Source organism: Singulisphaera chitinilytica (genome assembly GCF_049331405.1).
GTDB lineage: Bacteria > Planctomycetota > Planctomycetia > Isosphaerales > Isosphaeraceae > PoT.
The window spans coordinates 6,620,530-6,646,226 of the sequence record NZ_CP186274.1 but is presented as its reverse complement, the minus strand read 5'-3'; the positions used below and the strand labels follow the sequence as shown (position 1 = coordinate 6,646,226).

The 25,697-nt window shown below is 63.7% G+C and carries 18 protein-coding genes; 4 read left to right on the top strand and 14 right to left on the bottom strand.

Annotated features, from left to right (window positions below; translation table 11 throughout):
* Window positions 1–7: 7 nt before the first annotated feature.
* The 7 genes from ACOYYX_RS26190 to ACOYYX_RS26160 form a co-directional block, all read right to left on the bottom strand.
* Window positions 8–757, bottom strand: a complete 750-nt coding sequence (locus ACOYYX_RS26190) for a metallophosphoesterase (protein ID WP_422925171.1) — start codon at window positions 755–757, stop codon at window positions 8–10.
* A 101-nt stretch (window positions 758–858) separates the two neighbouring features.
* Window positions 859–3,453 carry a DEAD/DEAH box helicase gene (locus ACOYYX_RS26185; RefSeq protein WP_422925169.1) on the bottom strand — a complete coding sequence of 865 codons (2,595 nt, stop codon included), beginning with the start codon at window positions 3,451–3,453 and terminating at the stop codon, window positions 859–861.
* 195 nt (window positions 3,454–3,648) lie between these two features.
* The gene (egtB, locus tag ACOYYX_RS26180) at window positions 3,649–4,959 is read right to left on the bottom strand and encodes an ergothioneine biosynthesis protein EgtB (protein WP_422925167.1); all 1,311 of its coding nucleotides are present in this window, start codon (window positions 4,957–4,959) and stop codon (window positions 3,649–3,651) included.
* A gap of 218 nt (window positions 4,960–5,177) precedes the next feature.
* Window positions 5,178–5,981, bottom strand: coding sequence for an ExeA family protein (locus ACOYYX_RS26175; protein WP_422925166.1), 804 nt, complete (start codon window positions 5,979–5,981; stop codon window positions 5,178–5,180).
* Window positions 5,982–6,062: 81 nt separating this feature from the next.
* On the bottom strand, window positions 6,063–6,869 hold the full coding sequence (locus ACOYYX_RS26170) for a CpsD/CapB family tyrosine-protein kinase (RefSeq protein WP_422925164.1): 807 nt from the start codon (window positions 6,867–6,869) through the stop codon (window positions 6,063–6,065).
* Window positions 6,856–7,344, bottom strand: a complete 489-nt coding sequence (locus tag ACOYYX_RS26165) for a hypothetical protein (RefSeq protein WP_422925162.1) — start codon at window positions 7,342–7,344, stop codon at window positions 6,856–6,858. The genes ACOYYX_RS26170 and ACOYYX_RS26165 overlap by 14 nt, the downstream gene beginning before the upstream one ends.
* A 322-nt stretch (window positions 7,345–7,666) precedes the next feature.
* On the bottom strand, window positions 7,667–9,214 hold the full coding sequence (locus ACOYYX_RS26160; RefSeq protein WP_422925160.1) for a hypothetical protein: 1,548 nt from the start codon (window positions 9,212–9,214) through the stop codon (window positions 7,667–7,669).
* Window positions 9,215–9,781: 567 nt separating this feature from the next.
* Between ACOYYX_RS26160 and ACOYYX_RS26155 the strand changes: the two genes are divergently transcribed.
* Entirely contained in the window at window positions 9,782–10,315 is a 534-nt protein-coding gene (locus tag ACOYYX_RS26155; protein WP_422925158.1) for a hypothetical protein, read from the top strand.
* 539 nt (window positions 10,316–10,854) lie between these two features.
* Here ACOYYX_RS26155 and ACOYYX_RS26150 read toward each other — a convergent pair.
* From ACOYYX_RS26150 to pyrE, 3 genes are all read right to left on the bottom strand, one after another.
* Complete coding sequence (locus tag ACOYYX_RS26150; protein ID WP_422925157.1) at window positions 10,855–11,796, bottom strand: MerR family transcriptional regulator; 942 nt, start codon at window positions 11,794–11,796, stop codon at window positions 10,855–10,857.
* A 1,808-nt stretch (window positions 11,797–13,604) separates the two neighbouring features.
* On the bottom strand, window positions 13,605–14,297 hold the full coding sequence (locus ACOYYX_RS26145; RefSeq protein ID WP_422925155.1) for a hypothetical protein: 693 nt from the start codon (window positions 14,295–14,297) through the stop codon (window positions 13,605–13,607).
* 91 nt (window positions 14,298–14,388) lie between these two features.
* Window positions 14,389–14,955, bottom strand: a complete 567-nt coding sequence (pyrE, locus tag ACOYYX_RS26140) for an orotate phosphoribosyltransferase (protein ID WP_422925153.1) — start codon at window positions 14,953–14,955, stop codon at window positions 14,389–14,391.
* A gap of 312 nt (window positions 14,956–15,267) precedes the next feature.
* Between pyrE and xerD the strand changes: the two genes are divergently transcribed.
* Window positions 15,268–16,206 carry a site-specific tyrosine recombinase XerD gene (gene xerD, locus ACOYYX_RS26135; protein ID WP_422925151.1) on the top strand — a complete coding sequence of 313 codons (939 nt, stop codon included), beginning with the start codon at window positions 15,268–15,270 and terminating at the stop codon, window positions 16,204–16,206.
* Between the two features lie 25 nt (window positions 16,207–16,231).
* On the opposite strand, the gene ACOYYX_RS26130 is transcribed toward xerD, so the two are convergent.
* The 4 genes from ACOYYX_RS26130 to ACOYYX_RS26115 form a co-directional block, all read right to left on the bottom strand.
* The gene (locus ACOYYX_RS26130) at window positions 16,232–18,676 is read right to left on the bottom strand and encodes a protein kinase domain-containing protein (RefSeq protein ID WP_422925150.1); all 2,445 of its coding nucleotides are present in this window, start codon (window positions 18,674–18,676) and stop codon (window positions 16,232–16,234) included.
* Entirely contained in the window at window positions 18,673–19,266 is a 594-nt protein-coding gene (locus ACOYYX_RS26125) for an RNA polymerase sigma factor (RefSeq protein ID WP_422925148.1), read from the bottom strand. The genes ACOYYX_RS26130 and ACOYYX_RS26125 overlap by 4 nt, the downstream gene beginning before the upstream one ends.
* A gap of 436 nt (window positions 19,267–19,702) precedes the next feature.
* The gene (locus tag ACOYYX_RS26120; protein WP_422925146.1) at window positions 19,703–19,885 is read right to left on the bottom strand and encodes a hypothetical protein; all 183 of its coding nucleotides are present in this window, start codon (window positions 19,883–19,885) and stop codon (window positions 19,703–19,705) included.
* A 328-nt stretch (window positions 19,886–20,213) separates the two neighbouring features.
* Window positions 20,214–20,825: a hypothetical protein gene (locus tag ACOYYX_RS26115; protein ID WP_422925144.1), complete on the bottom strand. Its 612-nt coding sequence runs from the start codon at window positions 20,823–20,825 to the stop codon at window positions 20,214–20,216.
* A 2,302-nt stretch (window positions 20,826–23,127) separates the two neighbouring features.
* On the opposite strand from ACOYYX_RS26115, the gene ACOYYX_RS26110 reads away from it, so the two are divergent.
* Both ACOYYX_RS26110 and ACOYYX_RS26105 read left to right on the top strand, forming a co-directional pair.
* Window positions 23,128–24,699, top strand: coding sequence for a hypothetical protein (locus tag ACOYYX_RS26110; protein ID WP_422925142.1), 1,572 nt, complete (start codon window positions 23,128–23,130; stop codon window positions 24,697–24,699).
* A 195-nt stretch (window positions 24,700–24,894) separates the two neighbouring features.
* A complete protein-coding gene (locus ACOYYX_RS26105) occupies window positions 24,895–25,203 on the top strand; it encodes a hypothetical protein (RefSeq protein ID WP_422925140.1) in 309 nt (102 codons plus the stop codon).
* Window positions 25,204–25,697 lie beyond the last annotated feature (494 nt).

Sequence of the window (25,697 nt, the reverse complement as noted above, 5' to 3'; positions counted from 1 at the left end):
AGTGGGCTCAGGCACCGGCGAGGGCCTGCCCGAGGGCAGCGACGGGCCCGAAGTCGAGCAATTCCATCCCCACGCCCGCCACGCATCGCAGAGGGTCGGCCTTCAGGGCGGAGGGCAGGGCGGCGTTGACCACGTTCCAGCCCGCCGCATTGAGCGAGAAGGCCGGCAGCACGATCCGGGTCGGGCCCACGAGGAAGCAGGGAGCCGTCAGGCCCGAGGCCCTCAGCACCGGGTGGATATGCCCGGTAATGGTCTTCGGCGCGGAGACCGGCTCGTGGCCGTGGGCGATGGTCCAGCCGTCGACCTCGAACGTCCTGGGCATCCCCTTGCTCCAGGCTCGGTCATGGTTGCCGGCCACGAGCGAGATGGTGACGCCGCGCTCGGCCAGCCAGTCCCTCAGACCTCGCACATCCTTGGCGGTCCGGGGGCAGGGACGATGCGATTCGACAAGGTCTCCCGCCACGACCAGGCGTCGGATGGTCGCCCGCGTCAGCATCGTCGAGAGTTTCGCGATCGTCTCACGCAAGGAGTGCTCGGGCACGCAGTCGCCCCCTTCGCCCCGGGCCCACTCGTAGCCGAGGTGGACGTCGGCGATGACGGCGAGTTCCTCCCGCTCGTGCACGGCCGCCCCCTCGGGCGTGAGGAGCCAACCGTCCCACGAGTACATCGGCCCTTGCTGGAAGCCTCGGCCCGAGCCGGCGACTGTCTTCGCCGCCCCCGATTTGGACGAGGCTTTCCGCTTCGGTGCCGGGCTCATGGATGGCCTCCCTGACGACTCGCGCTGTTTAATTCCGCCATCTTCACGAAACTACATGCAGTTCAGTGCGATCTTATCAATCTCATATGAACCAACAATCATTATCCTGGCTTGGCCTGCGGCGTCGAGGCGGACATGAGTCGGGCGTGGAGCCGCCGCAGGGCGTCGGTCGGCGACTCGAACTGGAGCGACTCGGACTGCGCGGGATCGACCCAGGCGAGGGAGAACGGCGATGGGCGATTCAGCTCCCGGAACCGGACCTCGGGCTTCTTCCGCATCCAGGCCAGGGCCTGACGCGTATCGAGGAGGTCTTCGAGGATTTCCCGCCGAGTCTCCTTGAGTAAGGGGTGTTGGGGACAGGCCGCCTTGATGAGCGGATAGAGCCGCGTGCTGACCCAGAGCGAGCCGCCGACCCGGCGTCGGCCGTTCTCGGGGTTCCTCAGGATCATCATGGCGGTCCCGGCGATGTGGCGGAATCGACGCGCAGCCAGTTCGCCGCGATCCAGGCCTTCCATGACGTCGTCGAGGAACTGGTCGATCGCGAGGATCCCCTCGAAGTCGTGGCGCGACAGCCGGGCCTCTTCGGGCAAGCGGATCGCGAAGCCGAGGTCCGCCACCTCCATCGCGAGGTCGCGGCGATGCTTGCGGCCGAGCCTCGCGGCGACGGCCCGCCCGAGCGCCTCGCAGGCCGATCGGCTCAAGGGGGTGTGGAAGGTGTACGACCAGCCCTCGTCGTGGGGCGACTCCTCGATGAGTATCGTCTCGGCGGAGGGGATCTCGCTGATCTGCGCCTGGGACTCGAAGAGCTGCGCGAGGACCTCGGCAGCCTCGTTGCCGAGTTGATGCGACCCGCGGAGCCAACGCGTGAGGACCTCGGGCCCTTCGAGCAGCAGACCCGCGGCGTGCTCCCGGAAGAGGGTCAATGCCGCCGCCAGCTTCGCCGAGAGCCCCTGACGATCGCTCGTCCAACGCGGCAGGGCAGACTCGCCCCCCGACGACCTCGCGATGGCGACCAGCCCATCGAGCCTGACGAACTCCAAAGCCCGACCGTCGAGGATGAACCGATCCCCCGCCTGGAGTCTGTCGGCATAGGAGCCTTCGAGCGTTCCGATATCGACGCCGTCGGCCAGCACCCGGACCGACTCCTCCGAAGTGATCGTGCCGACGTTCCCCCAGAACCACCGCATGACGCGGCGGTTCCTGATGCCGAAGAACCCCGACTTCTTCCAGATCCGGGGCGACGTCCACTTCGGGGTCGAACCCGGCTCAGGCTCGTAAGCCCCGGCGGGGGATGCGAGCTCCCCGGCGAGGAAGGCGAGGCACGCGTTGAAGTCATCACGCGAGAGCTCGGCCATGGGACCGGCCTTGCGGATCAGGTCGAAGGCCGACTGGCTCGAGCATTCGCCCGCGCAGGCCATGCCGATGAGTTGCTGACAGAGCACGTCCAGCGGCGCGGCGACGGCGTCCAGCGGCTCGACGTTCCCCGCGCGGGCCTCTTGGGCCGTGACCACCAGCCCCGCCAGCTCGGCCGGCGTGGCGGCGAGCAGGAGCCCTCGGGACGCGACGCCCACCCGGTGCCCCGAGCGCCCGACGCGCTGCAAACAGCGCGAGACGCCGCCGGGCAGGCCCACCTGAACGGCGAGGTCGGCCGTGCCGATATCCACGCCGAGCTCGAGGCTCGTGCTCGTCACGACCGCCTGCAGGTCCCCCGCCTTGAGGGCCGCCTCGACCTCACGCCGGCGGGCCGCGTCCAGGGCCGAGTGGTGCGCGGCGACGCGCTCGGCCCCTTCGACCTTCTCCCCGCGCAAGTCGTGGGTGATCTTCTCGGTCAGAGCCCTGGTGTTCGCGAAAATGACGGTCGTCCGCTCTTGCTCCATCGCCCGCTCGAGCCGGCGCACCAGCCTGCGGTACGTGAGGCCTCGATGCGGGGCCTCGTCCGACTTGATGAGCGACTCCACATTCAATTCAAGGGGTTGCGAGCCGCTGGGGGGCTCTGCCTCGAGGACCCGGCAAGGCCGGCTCGGCCCGACGAGGAACCGCGCGACCGGCTCGGCGGGTCGGCAAGTCGCCGAGAGCCCCATGCGACTCGGGTCGACCTTCGCCTGTGCCGCCAGGCGTTCGAGAGAAACGGCGAGGTCTGCCCCGCGCTTGGTCGGCACGAGGGAGTGGACCTCGTCCACGATGATCTGCTCGACCCCGCTCCACTTCTCCTGCCAGGTCGACTGGCTGAGCATGAGCGAAAGGCTTTCGGGGGTCGTGATCAGGAGGTGGGGCGGGTCATCGCGGAGCTTCCGGCGCTGGTAGGCCGAGGTATCCCCGGTGCGGACCCCGATCGTGATCGGGCTCCGGTCGAGTTTGAGCGATTGCCGGATCGCATCCAGGGGCAACGACAGGTTGCGCTCGATGTCATAGCCAAGGCTCCGCAGCGGCGACACATACACGCCGCGCAGGCCGGGGGCGAGGTCGCCGGCCATCCATTCGCGATAGAGCCGGTCCAGCACCGCGAGGAAGGCCGCCAGCGTCTTGCCCGAGCCGGTGGGGGAGACGAGCACCACGTTGTCCCTCGCGGCGATCGCAGGCCAGGCGAGTTGCTGTGCGGGGGTCGGGCCGCCGGGGAAGGTGGCGGCGAACCAGTCGCGGACCGGGCCCGAGAGCGAGTCGAGCGCGGCGTTTGCTTCCGTGGAGAGGTTCTGCATCCGAGCTCGATCGAGGCGGCTCCCGCCCCTCCTCCTCACTCGAACGCCCCGACCTGCTTGCGCCGAGGGGCGTCAGACATCCTGGAAAGCCGTTACCATTGTCGTAGACCATACTACCAGGAGATGTCCAGGTGTACCATGGCGAATCATGGCCATGTGTCCCACCTTCAACGTCGAGCGAGGGCGAATCGACCCTCAAACGTCCCTGGCAAGCCGGATGCCGGAGAATTGCCAACGGGCGTCGGGCGGGAAGAAGTTGCGATAGGTCGCCCGGATGTGCGAGGCGGGCGTGGCGCAAGAGCCCCCGCGCAGGACGAGTTGGTTGCACATGAACTTGCCGTTGTACTCCCCGAGCGCACCGGCGGCCGGCTTGAATCCGGGGTAGGGGGAGTAAGGGCTCCGGGTCCATTCCCAGACGTCGCCGAAGAGCTGGCGGGGCGTGCCCTCGTCGGCCGAACCGACGAGAGGCGCCGGGTGGTGCCGTCCGCTCTCGACGAAGTTCCCGGCGGGGCGGATCGATTCGGCCGCAATTTCCCATTCGGCCTCGCCCGGCAGCCTGGCCCCGGCCCAGCTCGCGTAGGCGTCGGCCTCGTAGAAGCTGACGTGGCAGACCGGCTCGGCCGGATCGACCTCGAGCATCCCGGCGAGCGTCATCAGGCTCCAGCCGTTCGAGCCCTTCTCCCAGTAGAGGGGGGAGCTCCAGCCCCGGGCGACGCGGGTGTTCCAGCCGTCGGAGAGCCAGAATCGCGGCTGTTCATATCCGCCATCTTCGATGAACGCGAGGTACTCGGCGTTCGTCACGAGTCGATCCCCGAGTTCGAACGGCTCGACGTAGACGGAGTGCCGGGGCGACTCGTTGTCGAACGCGAAGCCGGCCCCCTCGAAGCCGATCTGACGCAGGCCGCCTTGGTAGCCGGCCCAGCCGAGGCGAGGGACCTCGCGACTCGCTACCTCGTCACGCTGGCGATAGACGGGGCGGAGCGGGTTGCGGGAGAAGGCATGCTTGAGGTCGGTCAGGAGGAGTTCCTGATGCTGCTGCTCATGGTTCAGGCCGATCTCGATCAGCGGGGCCATCGTCTCGATCAGGTCGGCGTCGCCGTTTCTCAGTTGGAGGAAGTCGAGGATGCGTTCGTCGACCGCCGCGCGATATTTGTAGACCTCGGCGACGGTGGGGCGCGTCAGAAGGCCGCGCTCGCCGCGAGCGATCCGCTCGCCCAAAGCATTATAATAGGAATTGAATAGATAATTTGATCGGCTCAGGACCTCGGTATCGTGCTTCGAGATCGCCTTGAGGATGAACGTCTCGAAGAACCAGGTCGTGTGGGCCAGGTGCCACTTGACCGGGCTGGCGTCGGGCATCGACTGGACGACGTAGTCCTCGACCTCGAGCGTCGAGCAGAGGTCCTCGGTCTGTCGCCGGACGTCCCGATAGCGTCGGGCGAGATCCGTCGTCTCGGGGAGATCGACGAGGCTCTGTCGGCCATTCTCGGCGAGGGGGTCGTTCATCGGTGCAGGTCTCGTCGCGTGCCCTGAGCGGAAATCGGAGCCCGTCCGTAGGCGGATCGTGACGATCCGGCTCCGGGTGGCATTGTAGAGGTTGGTCTACCCCTGCCAGCAAGTCAACTTGCAAGGGGCATTCCGATGGGCGTCCCGGCGCAGGGCTCGGGGATGCCTCACGAATTCGACCATTATTGTCGAGTTCACGCCATCGAACGAGGGATCGCTCAGGCGATCATCGGGTCGAGCTCGAATTCGCGGCTCGCGATGGCGACGGCATGGCCGTCGGCGACGGAATGACCTTCGGCGTATGCGATCAGCAAGGCGAGGTCGGCCAGCCGATTGAGCCGGCGCGGGAGGCCGTCGGCGGCCCGGTGGAGGATCGCGAGGCTCTCGGAATCGAACAGCGGAGACGTCGCGCCGGCGGCCTCGAGTTGCCCCATGACATAGGAGGCCGACTCGGACTCCGTGAAGGCGCCAAGCAGGCATCGAGCCGAAAGCCGGTCCATCAGGCTGGGAGGCATCCGGAGGAGGGCCTCGGCCCCGCCGACGAGCAAGAGGGCGAGGTCCGAAGGCCCCTGAGTCGCGAAGTTGAGGAGGAGCCGCAGCGTCTCGAACGCCATGACGTCCTCGATCAGATGGGCTTCATCGACCACCAGGAGCGGGCGGATCCCTCGAGCGGAACACCCCGAAAGCCAGTCGCGCAGGCGGCGGAGGGCTGACGCGGGTGACGCATCATCGCCGATCTCGACGCCGAGTTCCTGGGCGAGCAGTTTGAGCAGCTCGAGGGGGGGCAAGGCCGGGAATGTGACGTGGGCCGACGCCCCCCCCAACTCTTGCGAGATGACCCGCGAGATCAGGGTCTTTCCCGAACCAGGCGGCCCGAATATCAAGACGGGCCCCTGGCCCTGTTCCAGACCATAGCGGACGCGGCGAACGACGGACTCTCGACTCGTGATCGGGATGTAGGCCGACGGATGGACCGTCTCTGAGAAGGGACGACGCTCGAGGCCGAAGTGAGATTCGTACAACGTTCGGCCTCCCTGCTGCCGGAACCCTTCCGCCCATCCTGGACGGAGTCACTGACCCGATGTTCTAGGACCGCAATCAAATCAGACGAACGTCTCGGCGAGGCCGAGGAGCGGGATCCCGCCCGAGTCGAGGACCTCGCGAGCGCGAAGCAGGCCGCGTTCGCCGGTCAAGGAGCTATTATGGACGAGCACGGCGGCGTCGATCGAGCGATGCAGCACCGTGGCGCTCAGGCCGGCGAACAGGGGACTGCCATCCAGCAGGACGAGGTCGAACTCGCGCCGCAAGCGGGCGAGGACGCACGACCAGGCGGGATTCGCTAGGAAATCCTTCGGACGGGCAATCGGAGCCCGGATCGGCAGGATCGTGAGATGGTCATCGGGGGCGTCGATCAAGGCTTCGGACAGGGCAATCCCATCCTCGACGACGTCTTCGAGCCCGACTTTGGGCCGAAGGCCGAGTTGTCGGGCCAGCATGGGACCCGCGAGATCGGCGTCGACGAGCAGGGTTCGCCCGGGTCTTCGCGCAAGTGCTCGCGCAACAGTGAGCACCAAAGTCGTCCGACCTTCGGCTCGGTGGCAGCTCGTGAAGAGCAAGACCTTCAGGGCCTTCTGGTCGCGAGCCTGGATCAGGGCGTCGGCCATGTGCGAGAAGCGGTCGCCGTACTGGCGTTCCAGAGTCCTCACGGTGGCCGGCCACTGGAGTTCGGACGCCTCGACGAAACGGGCCGCCGACGTCGAGGCCTCCGGCTCGTGCGAATCCGTCTCGACGTTCGCGACCTTGGCTTCAGCAGGGCGAGGCGAGAGGTGAGGAGCAGGGGGGACCCCGCCATGCTCGGCGTTCGTCCGCTGCGCGTAGACGCGGGCGAGCGCCTGGTCAACTTCCCGCATGGGGGTTCTCCTCGCGTTCGTCGTCTGGCAGCAGATATCCGGGGAAGACGACGGGCGCTTCAACATCGACGATCGCGGGAGTCGCGGCGGGGGCCGGCTCGATCGTGATCGAGATCGACGGAGGCCTGTGCATCTCCGAACAGCCGTCACACTCGGGCGCGGCCGAGGCCACGACCGGAACCTTCGGGGACGGGGACGAGGCCATCGAGACGGCCGGCGGGGCCCCTCCGAACAGGAGGAAGGCCAGGGTCAGCGGCGTCGTGGCAAGTAGCGTATAGGCAGTCCAGCGGACCTCACGACGGAGTCTTCGACGTCGGGTGGTTCGGCGGACCTTCCCGCGGTGAGGGGAACTCGGAGCGCGATGAGGGCCCGAACCAATCGTCGGGACCTGGATCAGGACGGGGACCGAGTTCGACGCGTCAAACCGCGTGGGGCGGATGCTTGGCCAAGCTTGAAGACCTTGTTCTCGGGTCATTGGAAATGTCCCCCACGGTCGTCTATCGATTAAGCGTGTCAAGTTCGAGGGATTAGAACTGTCACACCGATCGCCCTGGCTGGCGAAAAACGGCGGACTTGTCCTTACAGGCAAGGTATCGACTAGGCATTCCGGGAAACTTGAACGGCCGTGACGAAAATACCGAAATCGGAGAGTTGGTGGTCTCGGGACTCTCTCCGGCCACCCCTCGTCCCCGTCTGAAACGACCATGCCCCTCTCGAGACGACCAGGTTTTCGCTGGGTCAGGAGTCGGGGCATGGTCACTCACTCTACCGGGCGACTTCGAGCAGGCAGGATCTTCTTATCGTCCACTGAAGAAGCGGAGGAGGCCGCCGCGGCGCGGCGGCTGGGCTCCGTTCGTGGTGTCGCCGTCGCGACGGCTGAACATGGCCGGGCGTCCCGACTCATAGTTGCCGACCGGGCGGAACTGCGGAGGGGCGCCCGAGAAGGCGGTGCGGGAGCCACCGTTGGCGAGGTCGACCGACCGGATGTTCGACTCGCTGATATACGGGTTGTGGCCCGCCCAACGCGACTGGACAACCTGGAGGAGGTTCAGGGGGGCGTACATCGCCTCGCCGCCGACCGAGATCCAGTCGGAACCGTTGGTGTTCGTCTGGTCGACGTTGCCGTCGAGGCCGTAGACGAGCGTGTACTCATAGTTGACGAGGCGGGGCTTGCTGTCCTGGCCATTGAGGCACGAGCCCGAGTTGCCTTCAACCGTCACCTTCAAGAGGACGGCGCGTTCGCCCTTGCCCGGGATCGAGTGGAACTCGGCCGTATACTTGCCGACGCCGTGGTTCCAGACCTCGTTGGGGGTGCCACGGGGCGGGAAGGCCCGCAGGTTCGCCAGCAGCGCGATCTTGTCGCCGCGGATGTGCTTCTCGAGCATGTTGTGGAAGCGGGGGACCGAGGCGTCGGTGACGTCGTATCCGGGACGCGGCGGGCCGGCGGGAATCTCGTTGGCGAAGTCGCCGATCTGGTGGTTGTAGTGGTTCTCGCCGAGCTCGGCCCAGAGGGCCTTGAGTTCGTCCTGCGTCAGGCCGGAGCCGGGGGCGGGGACGGGTTCATTCAGCAGGATCGAGGAGACCGCGCCGCCGAGGCAGTGGCCGGGCCATCGGCTGATATCCTGGTTCTGGCTGTTCGCGGCTTCCCAGGCACGGGCCGAGCTGTTGAAGAGCTGGTCGTACTTGAGCATCGGGGAGGGGGTCTGGTACATCGTACCGTTCGCGCCCCGGAAGGTCAGGTCGTCATAGAGGTTGGGGAACCAGGTCGAGTCGTCACCCGCGGGGACGGGGGTCTCGAGGATCCCGTTCGGGCCGGCGCGGACGATGTCCTGGCCGGGGGCGATCGGCGATCCGTAGCCGGCCACCATCAGGTCGTCGCCGTAGGGGCGGACCGTGTCGACGCGGCCGTTGCCGCCGGCCCAGGGCTCGTGGATGGCGTCCGACTTGGTCGGCCAGTAGTAGTAGTTCCAGGGCTTCCGAGTGCTCTGCCCGACCTGGACGAATGAGGTCTCCACCGTATAAGGCTCGGTGGCGCCGGAGACCGTGAAGGTGTACCAGCCCTGCTGGTTCATCCCGATCTCACCGCCGTTATCGCGCGTCTTTCCGTCGGGCCCGACGATGTTGCCCAGGGTGCCCTTCGAAGTCTTGATCGTCAGGTCACCGCCGAACCGGGTCGGGATGTAGACGCCGTAGGAGCGATCTCCCGACTGGTCGGTCAGCGAGCCGCCGATGGGGACTGGTTGAACCTGCTTGGTGGCTTGCGCCGCACATAAGGATGCGGGCGCCGTGGCAATCACGAAGAGCGACCAGACGATCGAGCCGCCAAGCCTGTTGCCGATACGCATGCTGCCTCCCGAATACCGGTAGAGTACGTCCCGCTGACTCCCTCATTCTCAACGACCGGCGGCCAAGGCCGGCGCGAAATCCTGAGGAATATCACCATCTGCTCGATACCCAAGTTGGTTCGGCATCCTCTCGAAGGGTCGAGGAGCGAATTCCGGAAGTGTCGCGACCAAGAGGCTTGAAACTCGGCAGAGGCCCTATAGTTCGCCAAAGCGGTATCTTCTCGAACTTACCAAAGAAGTAAATGCCGCCGCCGGAGTTGCCGATAACCATGCCTGGCCACCCCTGGGGTGGAGAGCGAAAGCCGGACCAGAAAGCCCGGCTTCAGGCTTCCGCCACTGTCCTGAGGCCATCGAGAGAAGCGTCCCCGTTCGCGGGTTTGGGGACAAGCCTCGCCTCGTGTGAAGAACTGATTCGGAGCACGAGGCAGGTACCCGACATGGATGGTGGTGTTGGCGTTCGGACGCTGTCAAGCATCGACCGTGCCGAGCCATCAGGGGATTGTCTGTTTACCGACTCGATCGAGACTGTCGACCGACAACCTCACACTAGAACTTGAGGATATCAAGATGACCAGTGCGGTTTTGATCCTTGCCTTGAGCGCCACTGGCCTGGGCCATCACTCGACCTACGCCTCGGCCCAAGTCCCCTCGAAGGTCCTGCCGGCCCCCCAGGCCCCCACGAAGGTCGCCCCGGCTCCTTCCAAGGTCCTGCCGGCTCCCCAGGCCCCCACGAAGGTGATCCCGGCCCCGACCAAGGTCCTGCCGGCTCCCCAGGCCCCTACGAAGGTCGCCCCGGCTCCTTCCAAGGTCCTGCCGGCTCCCCAGGCCCCCACGAAGGTGATCCCGGCCCCGACCAAGGTCCTGCCGGCTCCCCAGGCCCCCACGAAGGTCGCCCCGGCCCCGACCAAGGTCCTGCCGGCTCCCCAGGCCCCCACGAAGGTCGCCCCGGCCCCCTCGAAGGTCCTGCCGGCCCCCCAGGCCCCCACGAAGGTCGCCCCGGCCCCGACCAAGGTCCTGCCGGCTCCCCAGGCCCCGGCGAAGGCCGCTCCGTACATCGCCCCGGCCCCCCAGGCCCCCGTCAAGGCGGCCCCGCAGTATTGATCTAGCTTCGCGTTGATCGAGCCGCCCGGCCTTGCCGGCGGCTCATCCCCCAACGCTAAAATGGGCGGCGTCCCCCGGTTTCGGGGGACGCCGCCCTTTCCATTTCGAACCCGTTCGCAAGGATGGCTCCCCTGGACCCGTCGGCTCTCGTCCGATGATTAGTGGCGGAGCCGCGCCGCCCGAGTATTTATGGCCGGCCCCGACCCGCGGGGCCGGATCAGGGATGCGAGATAGGAATCCAGAAACAAGTCTTCAATCCGCAATCTCCAAGACGACGGTCCCCCACCACTTCGAACAGGCGGCGAGGATTGGAGAATACTCCGGCCCCAAGCATAAATTTCCAAGAACCCACCAAACATTTTCACTTTTCACAACAAGTTCTGCCTTAATCGATTGGATGCGGCAGCCCGTTAGGTCGGGGCGCACGCCGTCCGCAGCGGAGCGTCACAACGCTGGCCGCCGCGGCGACGCACACTATTTTGTTGGGGGACGCCGATCTATCTCGAGCCGATCTCGTCCTTGAGTTGCCGGCACCCGGCTCAGTTCAGGGTGCTGGGAACTCGTCGGGTTGTCGCCCAGACCTCGTAGGCCTCGAGGAGCTGATCGACGCCCTTGGTGATGGGGCCGGCGACCGGGATCAACCCATTCTTCCGCGCCAGTCGCTGGTAGTTCAGGATGCTCCGCCCGCCGACGAAGACCGGTATGTCCTTGATCCTCGCGAGCTCCCGGAACCGCTTGTTGATGTTGCGCGAGAGGACGAACGAGAGCGCCAGGGCGTCGGGACGGCGTAGCTCGACCGCCTTCTGGTATTCGACGACCGGGATGTCGACCCCCATGTTCAACACACGCCATCCCGCCAACTCGAGATAGAGCTGCAAGATCATGGCGCCTCCCTCATGCCGGTCACCCTCCACCGTGCCGATGATGATGGTGCGGGAGGGCCTCGTGTTGAGGCGGCGGGCCTCGTCGATCAGGACGTCCAGCTTGCGCCTGAGGAATCCCGTGACCAGGGCGTCCTGGTGGATCTCGCATTCGTGCCGATACCATCGCTCGCCCGCGTCGACCATGGCCGGCACGATCACGTGCACCACGGTTTCGGCGACCGAATATCTGGCGGAGAGGGTCTCGTAGCAGACCTCGCCCCCGACGAGATCCCCCGAGATCAGGCGATCGACGAGCTCGCCCACGGCCGGATCGGCGACCGTGGTCGAATCCGCCTGGCGCTGGGGATCGACCCGGATGCGGCCGTCGCGGGCGGCGACCAGCAGGTCCCCCACCGTGTGACCCGCCTTGGACAATTCCGACACCCGGCGCAGGACCTGGACCTGGTCGCGAGAATATCGGCGGTGCCCCGAGGACGAGCGATGCGGCACCGGGAATTGATATCGACGCTCCCAGACGCGGAGAGCGTGACAGCTCACTCCCGTGAGCTTGGATACGGCGGCAATAGAATAGTCTGCAATCGTCGATGAATCCGACATCGAGGTTGCCCCCTCTAGATAGATTATGGCGGAGACGAGACCCGCCCGAGTCTTAATAGTTGGGCTGGGCCAGAAAAGCAGGCCAACCGACCGTGTCATGTATCCCCGACCCACGGGGCCAGATCAGAGACGCGAGACCGGAACTTATTAGTCGATGATTAAGAATTGCGACCCACTCTAACGCCAATCCGAGTTCTAACCCGACCCTATGTTCCATCGCCAACAAAAACTGCTTAACCCTTCGTCAGGATACACCCCATATGACGAACATTCCATCCTAAAAATTTGTCGAGGTTTCTCTTTTGCGACAACACTCGTCGATTTCAACAACATGTTTGCGAGTCGTAAGGCCTCGACCTCCGACCACCTATTATTTACGATGATTTTGTTATTTGACCACCACTCTAAAGCGATTTTTCTTGGACAAGAACGACTGCCAATGCCCCGAATTCTCTCGAAATGGGCAGAGCGGGTTTTCTTATGAATGAGTTGAGATTTAGCCTAAAATTTCCTTAATAGGTCCGCTTTCTTTTCTACTAAGACTGAACATGCATTTTATTTGTTTACACAAACGTTCTCACGTTTGATGACACGAATCTTGTCAATTGTTTTGCTGTCTAAGGCTCCACAGGGCCACATCATGGGCCAAACCCGCGTCCAACCACCTCCACTACGGACAGGCATCGTGCTGAACGGATCGATGCCTGCCGGTCGGTTGGCAGATTCTTAAGTACGCAGAGTCGGCGATTTCCTTAGGAGAAAGTACCCAGGTTGAGACAAGGACTTAGGCATCGACACTAGGGTCAGGACCTGGTTAACCGAGGGCATCACGAATCCGTGTTTGGATGCATGCAGAATGGGCTTCATGACGCGATTCAAGCCCCTCATATCTGAATAAAGATTCAAATCCGATCACAAGGAAACACAGAAGTTACTCAGGAACTCATCTGCTCATCCTCTCTAAAAATCGTTCAACTCGTCCCCAAATTCATCCATCTAGACTCTGGCCAAATGTTGTTTTAACACGATCAAGATAAGCAGGTCGAATTCTCGAAATTACGAAAATTGAGGGCTTGAGGTGAAATTCCAAGAGACAATCTTGTCGGGAAATTCCCGATTAAAGAAGTCGAAATGTTTCAAAATAGCAACAAATCTATCGGATTTTTCAGCAGCTATCAGGAATTTCCCTACATTTCAGAGCTTTCCGTCTCGCGAAACGGAGTGTCCAAATTGGGGTAGGAATACCGCGCAAGTAAAACATCAAGTGAAACCGTGGTTGCTCATGCACTGCAGTCGCAGCAAATTTCCCAATGGACCCCAAGAATTATCGTTGAGTGGGGGAATGCCCTCAGGACTCGATTTCGTCGGGCAACGCCTGACGTTCGCCAGAGGGAATCCCACAACGACCGAGATACTCTCGGGTCGTCACTTACCTCATGCAGTGCACCCTCCCGCCGGAAAAGTACGCCGGTAAGTGCAGCCAATGACCGTTTATGACTCAGCGTGGACCGGCAACCGAGAGCTTAGATAGGAGAGCAGGGGGCTTCCCCCCTCCAGCTCGCGCCGGATGCGTTGTTGACCCGATCGGCCGGCAGGAGTCCCCGGAGTGAGCGAGGGAAGTGGCTTAAGAATAGCTAGTTTGACAGGAGATGACCGACATCCGAGTTATCGCAAACATCTACAAGCTTCGACTAATTTGGCTCTCGAGGCCTCCCCAGGATCTAAGAGATCTCTCGTTGCTTGCTGGATTCGCGGCCGAGATTGAAAGAACCGCGTGCGGGGACGGGTCGGATGAAGCAAGGCGATTCTTAGCGTGCCGTGGCTTGAAGGGCGCGATCATCTGTAGCCGGGCTCGGCCGACCATAGATGTGGCGGTTCTTGATCTTTCCTATGGATTCCACCGCACCTGCCAGCCGTAGACAGTAGGCGACGCGCTGGGCGAAGGGAACGGACCTCTCGAGGTGCTCGGCCAGGTCCAGCGTGGTGAATGGATCGGGCAGGCCATCGGGCAGGAGGCCGAGCAGGTCCTCCGGCGCACGCAGCGTCTTAGTCTCACAAACCACGCGTAGGGAGCGATCGACGACGAGGTACCCCGGCCATCGACGCCTTGGGACCCTCACCTCGTCGATCTCGACGGCCAGCACGTCCAGCCGCAGGTTCGGATGCGGGAATAAACGGATGAGTCCGACAAGATCCTCGAAAACGTCGGAGATCTGGCCCCGTTTCGGGCTGAACCGAGCCGAGACGTCGGCGCCGTCGCGACGAGCCCGGCGGACCACCCGTCGCGCGACCACGACGGGCTTGACGACCTGGACGACGTGATCCGAAAGCAGGCTTCTCAGCTTCGGCCGGAGCGGGCCGAGGGCCCCGCATTGCACCTCGACCACCGTTCCGTCGGCGCTCAGGGCATCGACGCGGAACCCCTTGAGCACCACCTCGGATCGGCCCCCGTTGCTCTCGGCGTATCGCTCCTTCAACTCGCGATGCAGGCTCGTCTCCACGCCCCGCCTCCCTGTGAGGGTTGTCACGAAACCTTGGAACCGTCGCATCATCGACGCGCACCTCGGGCCGATCCGATTCCGCTCGATCCGATCAGGACAGGGGCTCGACTCCCAGGTCGCGGATCGTCACCAGCGAGCGGAAATCGAGGCCTTTCGCCGAGAACGCGGCGGCGGCCCCTTCGAGCCGGTCGAGGACCACGATCACGCGCTTCACCGTGCAGCCGAGTGCCTCGACGGCCGCGACCGCCTGCAGCGAGGAGCCGCCGGTGGTGGCGACGTCGTCGACGATGACGACGTCCGAGCCGCGCTCAACCGGCCCTTCCACGAGCTGGCCGGTCCCGTGGGCCTTCGCCTCCTTGCGCACGAGGAACCCACGCAACTGGCCGTGCCCCCTGGCCCCCGCGACGGCGAGCGTCGCCCCCACGATCGGGTCGGCCCCCATGGTCAGGCCCCCCACGGCGACGACGTCGGGGAGGTCGGCGAGTTGGTCGAGCACCCCGGCGCCGATGACGGCGGCCCCTTCGGCCGAAAGGGTCACCTTGCGACCGTCGACGTAGTAGTGAGATTGGCGGCCGCTCGCGAGGGTGAACGTCCCGAGCTTCAGGCTGTCTCGTTTCAGGAGCTCGATCAAACGGGCCCGATCGAACGCATCACTCATCGCTGTCTCATCTCCCCAGACGTCAACCAAGTTCGGCCTGTCGCGGCCGGTTTCCCAAGGGGCACAACCTACCAGACTCGGGCGGTCGGCTCCAAGGGGACCTCGCCGGCAAGATTCCCCAAACCGGGCGAGTCGGAGCCCGGAGTCGCGAGCCAGAGTCTGACGAGAGCAACGCTTTATCCGACCTTGCCGGTGCGCCCGAGGGTCGCGGGCGGCTCGCGATCAAGCGGCGTCGAAGGATCGGCCGATGGGAAAAGAAGGACGTCGCCGTCGCGACGGAAACGAAGTCGCGTCCGTTGAGGCTTTGACACCATGCCGGCCGCATCTCGACCTTCGCCCCCCAGCGACCCGCTCGGCCCGTTCCTCCATTACCTGATGGCCGAGTGCGGGGTCTCGCCGCACACGCTGGCCGCGTATCGGTCGGACATCAGCCGGTTCATCCGCTGGCGAAAGCAGTCGGCGCCTCGACCGCTAGCCGACCTCGAGATCGCCGACCTCACCGGATACGTCGAGTACCTCACCAATGAAGGCCTCGCCCCGACCAGCGTCGGGCGACATCTCGCGAGCTTGTCCACATTCTTTCGCTTCTTGATCTTCGACGGCATGCTCACGGAGAACCGGGCGAAGCTCCTGATCGCCCCGGCGGTCTGGGATCGGCTGCCGACGGTCCTCGGGCCCACCGCGGTGGACAGGCTTCTCGCGGCTCCGAGTAGCGAAACACGGCTCGGCCGTCGCGACCGCGCCGCGCTCGAGACGCTCTATGCCACCGGATGCCGAGCGTCCGAGGTCGTCGGGCTCCGTCCTTCGGACATTGACCTCAAGGACGGGATCGCGCGTTGCATCGGCAAGGGGGACAAGGAGCGGATCGTCCCGCTCGGGGTCCGCGCCCGCGAGGCCCTCGAGGACTTCATCACCAGGGATCGGCCGACGATGATCGCGCGAAGGCCCGAGACGGCCGAAGTCTTCGTCTCGAGGTCGGGCCGACCGCTCTCACGCATCGGGCTCTGGCAGATCGTGAAGAACCACGCGCTGGCGGCCGGCCTGCACGCCGACGTCAGCCCGCACACGCTCCGCCACAGCTTCGCGACCCATCTCCTCGCCGGAGGCGCAGACCTCCGCGCCGTGCAGGAGATGCTGGGCCACGCCTCCATCGCGACGACCCAGATTTACACCCGCGTCGAGCTCAGCCGACTCCGCAAGGTCCACTCCCAGTTCCACCCGAGGTCGGCGCCTACCGAGCCGAAGGCGTAGGGATCGGAGCGATCTCGGCGTGTCCTCAATTCGCGCTGGGCGCGAGGTTCTTGTCTTGCAAAGTGTCTCGGACGGCGAGGCCCTTGAGCCGGCCGATCGCGTCCTCGAGCCGCTGGCGCAGGCGGAGTCGGTCCTGTCGTTCCTTCACGCTTTGCGGCTCGAGCCCCTCCTCGATCAGGGTCCGGGCTGCGATCAGGTGGTCGGACGAATCCTTGGTGCGCTTGTCCGCCATGTCGAGGTTCCCGAGCGCGATGAGCGTCTCGCCCCGTGTCGCCTTCGCCAGGAAGATGCGCTCGAGGTCGAGCGGATTCAGCCTGGCGTCGACGCGATCCAGGTCCGCGAGGGCCTCGGCGTAGCGAACCCTGGCCGTCGCCGCCCCGTTCTTGGGATCGCGCTGGAGCAGCTCGGACATCCAGAGCACGGCGACCTGCGCACGCTCGGTGTACCAGTCGACGATCACGTTCCGATCCTGCTTCGAATCCCTGGCCTCCGCCTCCTTCACCAACCCCGCGAGGATCTCATAAGCCGGTTCATACTCTCTCTTGAAGACATGAACCTTGACCATTCCACCGCGGGCCGCCGTCGAGTCCGGGCTGAGTTTCAGGGCGACCGAGAAGGCCTTCTCGGCGATCGGGAACTGGTTCTTCTCGAGGAAGGCGAGGCCGAGTGCCTCGAGGTGTTCGGCGACGTGCTGGTTCTTCCGGCCCCATTCCAGGAGCTTCGGCTCGCCGGCGTTGAGGAAGACCTGCGCGAACTCCTGGCTCGCCCCGTCGTCATCGCCCCTGGATCGCAGGGCGACAGCGAGATAGAAATGGGGCAACGGCGACGTGGGCGAATCCTTGACGAATGACTCGAGCTGCGGGATGGCCTCGCGTGACCGATCCGAATCCACGCCTTTCACGGCCGTCAGGAAGGCCTCGCGGCGCTCGACCGGGACGAGCGTGCTCGCGATCGGCCGGGCCAGGACGACGCTGGAGACGAGAAGGATGGCGGCGAACCCGATGACCCGGGTCCGATTCCGGCGGCTCCAGTTCGTGACCCGTTCGCGGGCGGACGGGTTCTTCGCGTGTCGCAATGGCTGACGCTTGAGGAAGCATTCGAGGTCTTCAGCGAGTTCGAGCGCACTCGCGTATCGGTTCTGAGGCAAGGCCGCGAGGCACCTGGCGGTGATCGCCTCGAGCGCGTGAGGTACGTTCGGGTTCAGGGCCCGGCTCAGCGAGACCGGATCCATCATGCGCTGGTCGAGGAGCGCCCGGATCGTCCGGGGCAGGGGGAGGTTCTGGTCGGCGATCTGGGGGGCTTCCCCGGTCAACAACTCGTGCATGACCAGGCCGAGCGAGTAGAGATCGGCCGAGGCGCCGACCTTCCCCCAGGCTTCCGGGTCGAGGAAGGCCTCGAGTTGCTCGGGCGCCATGTAAGGCAAGGTGCCGCCCCGGAGGGCCGACTCCGCCTGGTCGGGCGCATTGGGGTCGTGGGCGAGGTTGAAGTCGAGGACCTGGGGTCCTTCTCGCAAAGTCAGCAGCACGTTGGCCGGCTTGACGTCGCGGTGGAGCACACCCTGGTCGTGGGCGTACGAGAGCGCCCTGGCGAGGGTCCCCACCAACCAGGCGACGCCGTCGACATAAGTCCCCTGGATCGGAAACCCTTGCCATCCGGGTCGATTGGCGACCGAGTTCCCCTTCGAAGCCTCGGTCTCGGAGACGACCTCGAGGAGCGCGGTAGCCTGATTCGGGAAGCCTTTCAGGCTCAACTTGCGGATGACCTGGTCGAGCGGCAGCCCCGGGCGGTAGGGCATACAGAGGCCTCGGAGCGAGGTCTCGCTCTGGAAGACCACCGAATGCACCGGCACGATGTGGTCATGCTCGAGCCTGGCGAGGATCGAGGGCTCATGCCCCGTGTCGAGCGAGACCTTGAGCGCGACCCGTCGCCCCGCGAGCGAGTTATCGCGGGCGAGGTAGACGCGTCCCGCACCACCCTGCCCGAGGAGCGACTCGAGGTGGAATTCCTCGAAGTCCTCGCCGGGCTCTGGGAAGCGAGGGGCCGGCTTCTGCGGGCTGACGACCTGGCTCAGGAGCCGGTGATAGCGGAGTTGCGAGACCAAGGATTCTCGCCAGGGCTCGTACTGATCGCAGAACTGATCGGCGTCGGGGGTGTCTCCCGACTCCTCGCGGAGGCAGAATTCCTCATAGATGAGGCTGAGGACCCGATCGTCCTGGGCTTCGAGTTCTGGGAAGCGTCTGAGGTAATCGGCCACCTGGGGCTTCTGGCCGCGGGCGTAACGGCACGAGAGGTCGACCTTGACCAATTCCACGAGGACGGAGATCGTCGCCGAGCCCGAAGCGCGAGCGTCTTCCCAGAAGCGCTCGAGCGAGGGTTCGCCATACCGCCATTCGTCTTCGAACGAGCGGGCAGTCGTCGCCCCTTGTCGGATGCTTCGCGCCTCGCGGACCGAGGCGAGGCCGGTCATCATTGCGGGCTCCCCATGTCGCGCATGCGATCCTCGAGGTCCTTGAAGAAGCGCTGGACCTTCCTGATATTCCAACCGATCTGCTCGGCGATCTCGTTGTTGGAATAACCTTGATGCTTCAGGTCGATGATCTTGCGCTCTTCTTCGTCTCGACGGGCCAGTAACCCTTCCCGGACTTCATCGGCCACCACGATCTCGCTGGCGGTTGGATCTCCCGAAGCCACCTCGACCGCTTTCGCATCGCCTTCGCTGTCGGAGCCGACCAGGGTCCTCTCGCGAGTGATATCACGCTTGAGGGTGTGACGCTTGCGATACTCGTCGATCACCTTCTGCTCGGCGGCCTGGGCGAGAAACGCCATGAGCGAATGGATGGATGGGAAGTCGAGTCGTTCCAGATTGGCGGCAAGACTCTTCATCACATCGCTGGCGAAATCGGTGGAGTCGTAGAGCGAGCGGAGGGGACGGTCGAGCTTTCGGCGCACGACCCGGACGACTTTGGGATAGAACGTATGGAAGAGTTCTTCCCAGGCTTCCTCATCCCCCGCTTTGGCTCGGGCCAAGAGTGTACTTGGGTCGAGGGGTGGCGGTGTCATCGCAACGAACCTCCCCAATGTGCAGATGGGGAAGATCGAGCGAGCGAACACTCCTTCGAGTGCAGAAGGAAGCTCTAGCAACCGGCACCCTATCTCCCACCACGAGAAATATTGTATCCCAAGGGAGAGGGCGGAGAAAGTCTCCGATCGCGCCAAATTAATGAAGGGCGAGTGGGGAGTGTGTGCAGAGATGTATAAGAGGAAGGGCAGACCGCATGAGAGGCCAGAAAACAGCTTCCCAGCTTACTTTACTTAGCTAATTAAACAAAAAGCAGCCGAAACTGGCGACCTCAGAACGTGTGTCGTTGTCGAAAAAAAACATCGTGAAAACTTGGCAGTCGGCCTCGTCAGGGTCATGTGGAGGAGAACCGTGAGGAGTTTTCGGTCCACATGACCTCTGGGTCGGTCTTCAACGATGTCGTCCGGAGCATGGTTCTCATTGGGGCGGGGGGACGGGCGGGGCGGGGACGGCGATCGGCGGCGGGTCGGTCAAGCCGCCCGAGTTGGTGCTGACCGCGGGGGGCGGGGTGCTGGTGCCGGCGTCGAGGGCACCGACGCCCGAGGGGGCAATACGGCTGGAGAGCACATCCAGAGTGGGGCGGAAACGTCGGCTTCGCACGAGCAAACTCCTTTATCTTGTCGCTTCGATTCCAGGTGATTTACGAATTCCGGATCAACACCTGCCCAAACGTCGGCCTCGCGGCTCGCGATGGGCGCAGGGGCACGGTGCGCCGGTGATGGTCGGCACTTGCTGAGGTTGTGAGCTCGAACATCGAGCCCGCACGAGAGGTGCGTACCCTCGACGCAGACGTTACGCCGACGGTCCGTCCTCATTCATCTGACGAACAGGGCCTCTTCCTTGACCTCAATCCGCGACGAGAGGCTTTCCTATCCGACGTGAGATGACCCTCACGTCCTCGCTCGTCGCGTCGGATCTCCCACCCTCATCAATTCCAGAGGTAGTGCGAATCAACGGGGTCGGTCATCAGATCCAGGAGGATCTCGTCGTCATCCCGGTCGGCGACCGGATAGAAGGCGGAGGGCACGAGACCGCGGCTGGCCTGCCGGTAGAGCGGACAGATCCAGTGCTGATCGATGGCTTCCGGCCTCAATCGCTCGGCCAGGTCATCTCGGCCGGCCTTCCTGGCGACGATGAATCGACTGAGCGGCGAGAGCACCTCGCTCCTGGAGAGCAGGACCTTCGCGATATTCTCACCGCGGTGTATTTTTTTCTTGGCGAGGCGGATCTCCGAACGTAGTTCGCAACGCAGGGTGCCGATGATTCGTCGGACCTGTTTCCGGTAGCGACGCCCGGCCGACATCTGGGCGATCTCGGCCCAGGGGTCGGGCAAGGTCGCGGCGACCGACTGCGACGCCACGTACAACTCCGGATCGAGCGGGATCGAAGGATCCTCGCGATGGATCCGATACAGCGTCGTCGCCGCGGCGGTCCAAACTCCCGGTGCCGAACATCCCGAATACCAGCCGGGCTGCCGCAGGGCATACGCCTGCTGGATTCGACTTGCCAGACTCTCGATGGCCGTTTGGGTTGCGAACACGTTCACCTCGTCCTGGCGAAGGTCGCACCGTGAACTTCGGTATCACCTCACGCCACCCTTAGGAACCGTGATCGAGAGGCGATCGCGACATTCTTTTTTCCGGATCCAGAATTTCACTCGCAACTCCTTACTCAGTAGAACTTAACGACGATCAATATTCCCGAAAGAGCCTCGATCTTGACGCGTTCTTTTGGAAAACCTCGCCGTCGATTTTTCCGGAGAGGGTGACTCGGACATCGGATCGGTGGGGGCAGTTGGAATCCCGCCGCGAGGCGAGCCCGCATGTCGGGATCATTTCGAGGGGGTGGAACGGGTTTAGGGCTCCCTGGCCTGAACTGAGTCTGGGAACGTCGTCGGTCCACACCCCGTCGCCGATTTCAGATACGCCTCACGATTCCTCGCGAATCGATCGACAAATTCGGCCATTTCCACGCATGCAAGGTCCCGCCTTTCCGTGACTGGGTCCTGAGTCCTCGAAGTCCACTCGACACGGATTCGTAAAAGCATCCTCACGAATGAGGCCATACAAATTTAGGCCATCCGGGTCATTGCGAACGAATATCCAAGGGTCTTTTTGCAGATTGATGTAAATACCCAGGCCTCAAGGATTCGTCCTCGATTTCCGTTCTTGCCAAGCCAGCTCGGCAAGTGGGCTTTTGATAGCGGGCGAATAACGCATCCGGTCTCCCGAAGTGTCCGCCTCGAGTCAAGGGGCGGCGAGGCTGTCTTAGTCCGACGTCGGAACAGAAGGTCTTACCAGGGTTAGAAATAAATGCCTCGGCAAGGGCCGCGGATTTCGCCAATTTCGTGAAATTACCTTTTGTCTCCAAGACTATTTAACCATTCAAGCAGGTCGGCACATTTTCCTCCTTTGAAAGTGTGAGTTGTCAAGCGTCTGTCCGACCGTGTCGAGGGGATCTTCCCAGGACTACGTCGGCCCGACGACTTTGTGTCATTCTTTTCCAGTTATTCTCACATCTGGGTTATTAACAGGAGCGAATCTTGAAGGCTCGCTCCCAAGGGCTGTCCCATGGAAGACTGCATCGACTCAACCTTCGAGACAGGCGATCGCAAAGGATGTCGAAACTTTCACCAACCAAAGTTGATGCGGGCTTCAAGGAATCTCACGCATCGTGGCAAACCTGGGGACAGACTGCGCCCCGGTAAACCTTGCGGCTTTCGGCAACCACAGTATCTGGATATTTTATGCGGACAGCTCGATACAAACGGGTGCCAGAATTTTTGAATCCTCCTCATCAAGCCGAGCGGCACCATCGCCTAAATCAGTTGTTGGCAGCTACCCTTTCCTGAACATACTTCTCGGCCCTCTCTCACCGAGCTTTGGGCCTCATCGCGGGCGAAAGCCTCTCTCGCATTCTTCTCGTCAGGCCCGGCGACTCAAACTTCGAGTCTTGGGAGCCCGGCGGCCTGGCGGTCGTGCGCGAATCCGACTCTCGTTCGAGGCTCGCCGAACCGCGAGGATGCAGGCTCAGTCGCCTGAGCCAGCGTCCCTTGGCGAGAAGCCGATCCCGCAACGGCGGATCGCCACTGCCGGCATGGGATGTCGAATCCGCCTGGGAATCACGCGAAACAGGGTCCCCGATCCCTGGGTTGCACACCAAGCGCGAAGGCTCATGGCCTCGTGCTGGCCGTGCAATGCCTCACGCCCCGACCCCGATTCGGGTTCTGTCCCCATAGGGTCCTCGGTGGAGGACCGGTCGCGAGTCGGCATCGAATGCAGCCGAGATGTCGATCGCCATCGGGCGAGCCCGAGAGGGGCGAAATCGACGCCTCCAAGTGCTTTCACGCCCCATAAACCAGCATGGTTCGCTTCGAGGCGGACGGCCTCACGCGAATGAGGCTAATCAATTTGCATTGCGACCGGAAGTGCCGAATGCAGCAATTACAAAAGAAAATCCTAATCTATCCGACTCCCTAAATTGCGATCTTTTTTTCTACTAAACGTATCCGTTTATTATTGATTGTCCCATACTAAAGGGCCTGGGGACCTCGAGAAAATGAAGGAGCCGGGCGCATTGGATAGGAATAGCCAAACTTTAATGCAATCAACCACAAAGCCTCGCGCGAGGAGCATCTCGTCCTCAAAGTCGTGATAATTGACATTAACTCACGAATCTTAACAGAGTGAACCGAACGAAAAGCCAATAACAGGAACGTCGAGATCACATCCGCAGGACCCGGCACCACGACTCGATGACGAGGATCTCCGTGAATTCGGCAGGCGGCCGATGCAGGGGTCCCGAGGTCCAAGCTCAGGATGAGGTTCAGAATGGAATCGTCGTTGCAAAAGTTGGTCAAGCTCGCGGTGGGAACCAAGGTCGAAGGCACCATCCGTCACCGGACGGTCACGACTGCTCCCATTTGCGAGATGCTCGAAACTCGCCAACTCCTCTCGACGGCCAGCCCCTCTCAGACTGACGTCACCGCGACGACCTTGCCGGCCGACGTGTCCACGACCGCCATGGCGCCCACCACTCCCCCCGACGGAGGCGTGGTCCCGGGCAACTGGCAAGGGTGGGATGGCGGCCCCCAGGACCGGATGGCCGCCACGTCGAACCTGGTCGCGACCTCGTTCGTCCCGCAGCAGAGCGGGATCTTCGGCTGGCTCTACTCGGGCGATAAGTCCTCGACCGACCCGTCGAATCCCACGTCCGATCCAGGCAACTCCTCCTCGAGCTCCGGAGATTCGACCCAGGCAGCTTTCGACAAGCTCCAGACCGACATGCAGGCGATCAATGACAAGTCCGAGGTGACGCCCGCCGCGCTCGCCGCCGTCCGCAAGGATGTCCAGAAGCTCCAGGACGCCGCGACCTCCGCGCCGGACACCAACAAAGTGAACACGCTGATCAACGACATCAACGCCCTCAAGGGGCAGTTGCCGACCGCAGACCAGGCCACGCAGCTCAAGAGCGACTTCACGGCCGTCCTCAACAGCGCGGGGATCACCGACCAGGACCTGATCAACCAGACGATCACGGACCTCGAGACGATCGTCACGGACTCCAACGTCACCAACGACGACCTGACGACGATCGCGGCCGATCACGCGGCGATCCAGACCGCGCTCGGCAACCCCGGCGATGGGAGCGACAGCACCAGCACCAGCAGCGACGAGGCCACGCTCGATCCTTCGAACAACCCGTTCTCCCTCATCTTCGGTCCAGAAACGGGCATGTCGATGGGCGGATTCGGCTTCGGTGGCGTTCCCATGATGGCCCAGGCGATGCCGTTCGGGGCCGACTCGGGCGGGCCGACGGATCAGGCCTCGCTCTTCCGCGGCGGGCCGGACGGATCTGGCGGGCCGGGCGGCACGGTGGATCCGTCGTCCATTCTCGCCAACGCCAGCGGTGCCCCGACGACGCACCCCACCACGGCGACGCCCGTCCCGACCACATCCAGCACAACGGCGACGCCCGTCCTGACCACATCCAGCACAACGGCGACGCCCATCCCGACGAACGCCCCGACCTTCAGCACCACCAGTGCCCCCATCCCGACGAACGGCCAATTCAACTCCACCCCCAGCACCGTGACCCCCGGCCAGGCCTCCGTTGCGACGACCGTGAAGGCCACTCATCGAGGCCTATCCACCACGGGAGCGGGCCTGTCCGGCATCCAGGGCCTCAACAACTTCGTCCTCAACGGGCGAATGGGAAGCCGCGCGACCGGCGGGCAGGTTGGGGTGTCGGCCGCTGGCCACTCGACCAACGCCGGAGGCCAGACTCGAAGCTTTTCCCTTCCCAGGATGGGCCTCGGTTCGAACCGCAGCACAACGATCACCCCGGGTGCCAGCACGCTCCGAGGGGTCGGGAACAGTCAGTTCGGCCAACGCGGCAGCCGCGGCGGCAACTGATAATGGCGAAGAAAACGACTTCGCCGCCGGCGATCTGACAGTCGGCGACGAAGTCGAAGCCTCCCGGTCGCGACGGCCGATCTAACTGCTGGGAGTTACATCCTCGGTCCCCCCGCGGGGCCGAGGGTGGTCGCGACCGGAGGTCGAAAGACGAATCGGAGCCTCGACAGCTCAGCTCACCCAGGAGGCATTATCTTGGAAACCGGCACCACCAGGGCAATGAGAACCTCGCGCCTCATCCTGCACCGCTCGCTCTCCGCCCTCCACCTGGGGGCGACCGAGGAACGCCAAACGCTCCTCGACGCAGGGCAGGAACCAACCGACGGCGACGCCTCGAAGAGGTTCTCCGCAGCCATCGAGGATCATCGCTCGAAGGACAACTGGGTCGATCCGATGTGCGGAGGCCAAGGGACTGAGATAGGCCGGATCTTCGGGCGGATGCGACACGGGCGTCACAACCAAGTCCCTCATCCACACGCCCTGCAATCACGCAAGACGGTTTGAGACTCTTTCACATCCATTCCCGGCACGACTAACCGCGTTCGTTCCTGGCTAACCGAATAAGGCTTTTGGAACGAGCACAACGAGCGAGATGCCCGACCGACACCTCGAAGTCTCACGTCAGACAACTCCATTCCCCCCCATTCCCCCTCTCATTTCCCGACGACTATCCCCATCGCAATCGGCGGCGGACGGATCCGGCATCGACTCGTGTGATCGAGCGTCATCGGCTCGCTCCCTGACGGTGCGCAGGTTGCGTGCCCGGTGTCACCGCAAGGGCTCCACCTTGCGATGCATAACCGACGCCGATAAGTTAACGACGACGAGCGCCCGTTTCGGGTTCCGAAATTCTGAGCTTGCCGCAAGTCGAGACTGACTCTCACGGTTTCGCCCCCCCTTGCGTGCCGGCCGGCCTTTCGGGAATCCTCGAGCCCCCCACGATGGCGCAACGAGTTTCGAACCATCCTCGGCGGGTCTCAAGATTCGAAGCACAGGAT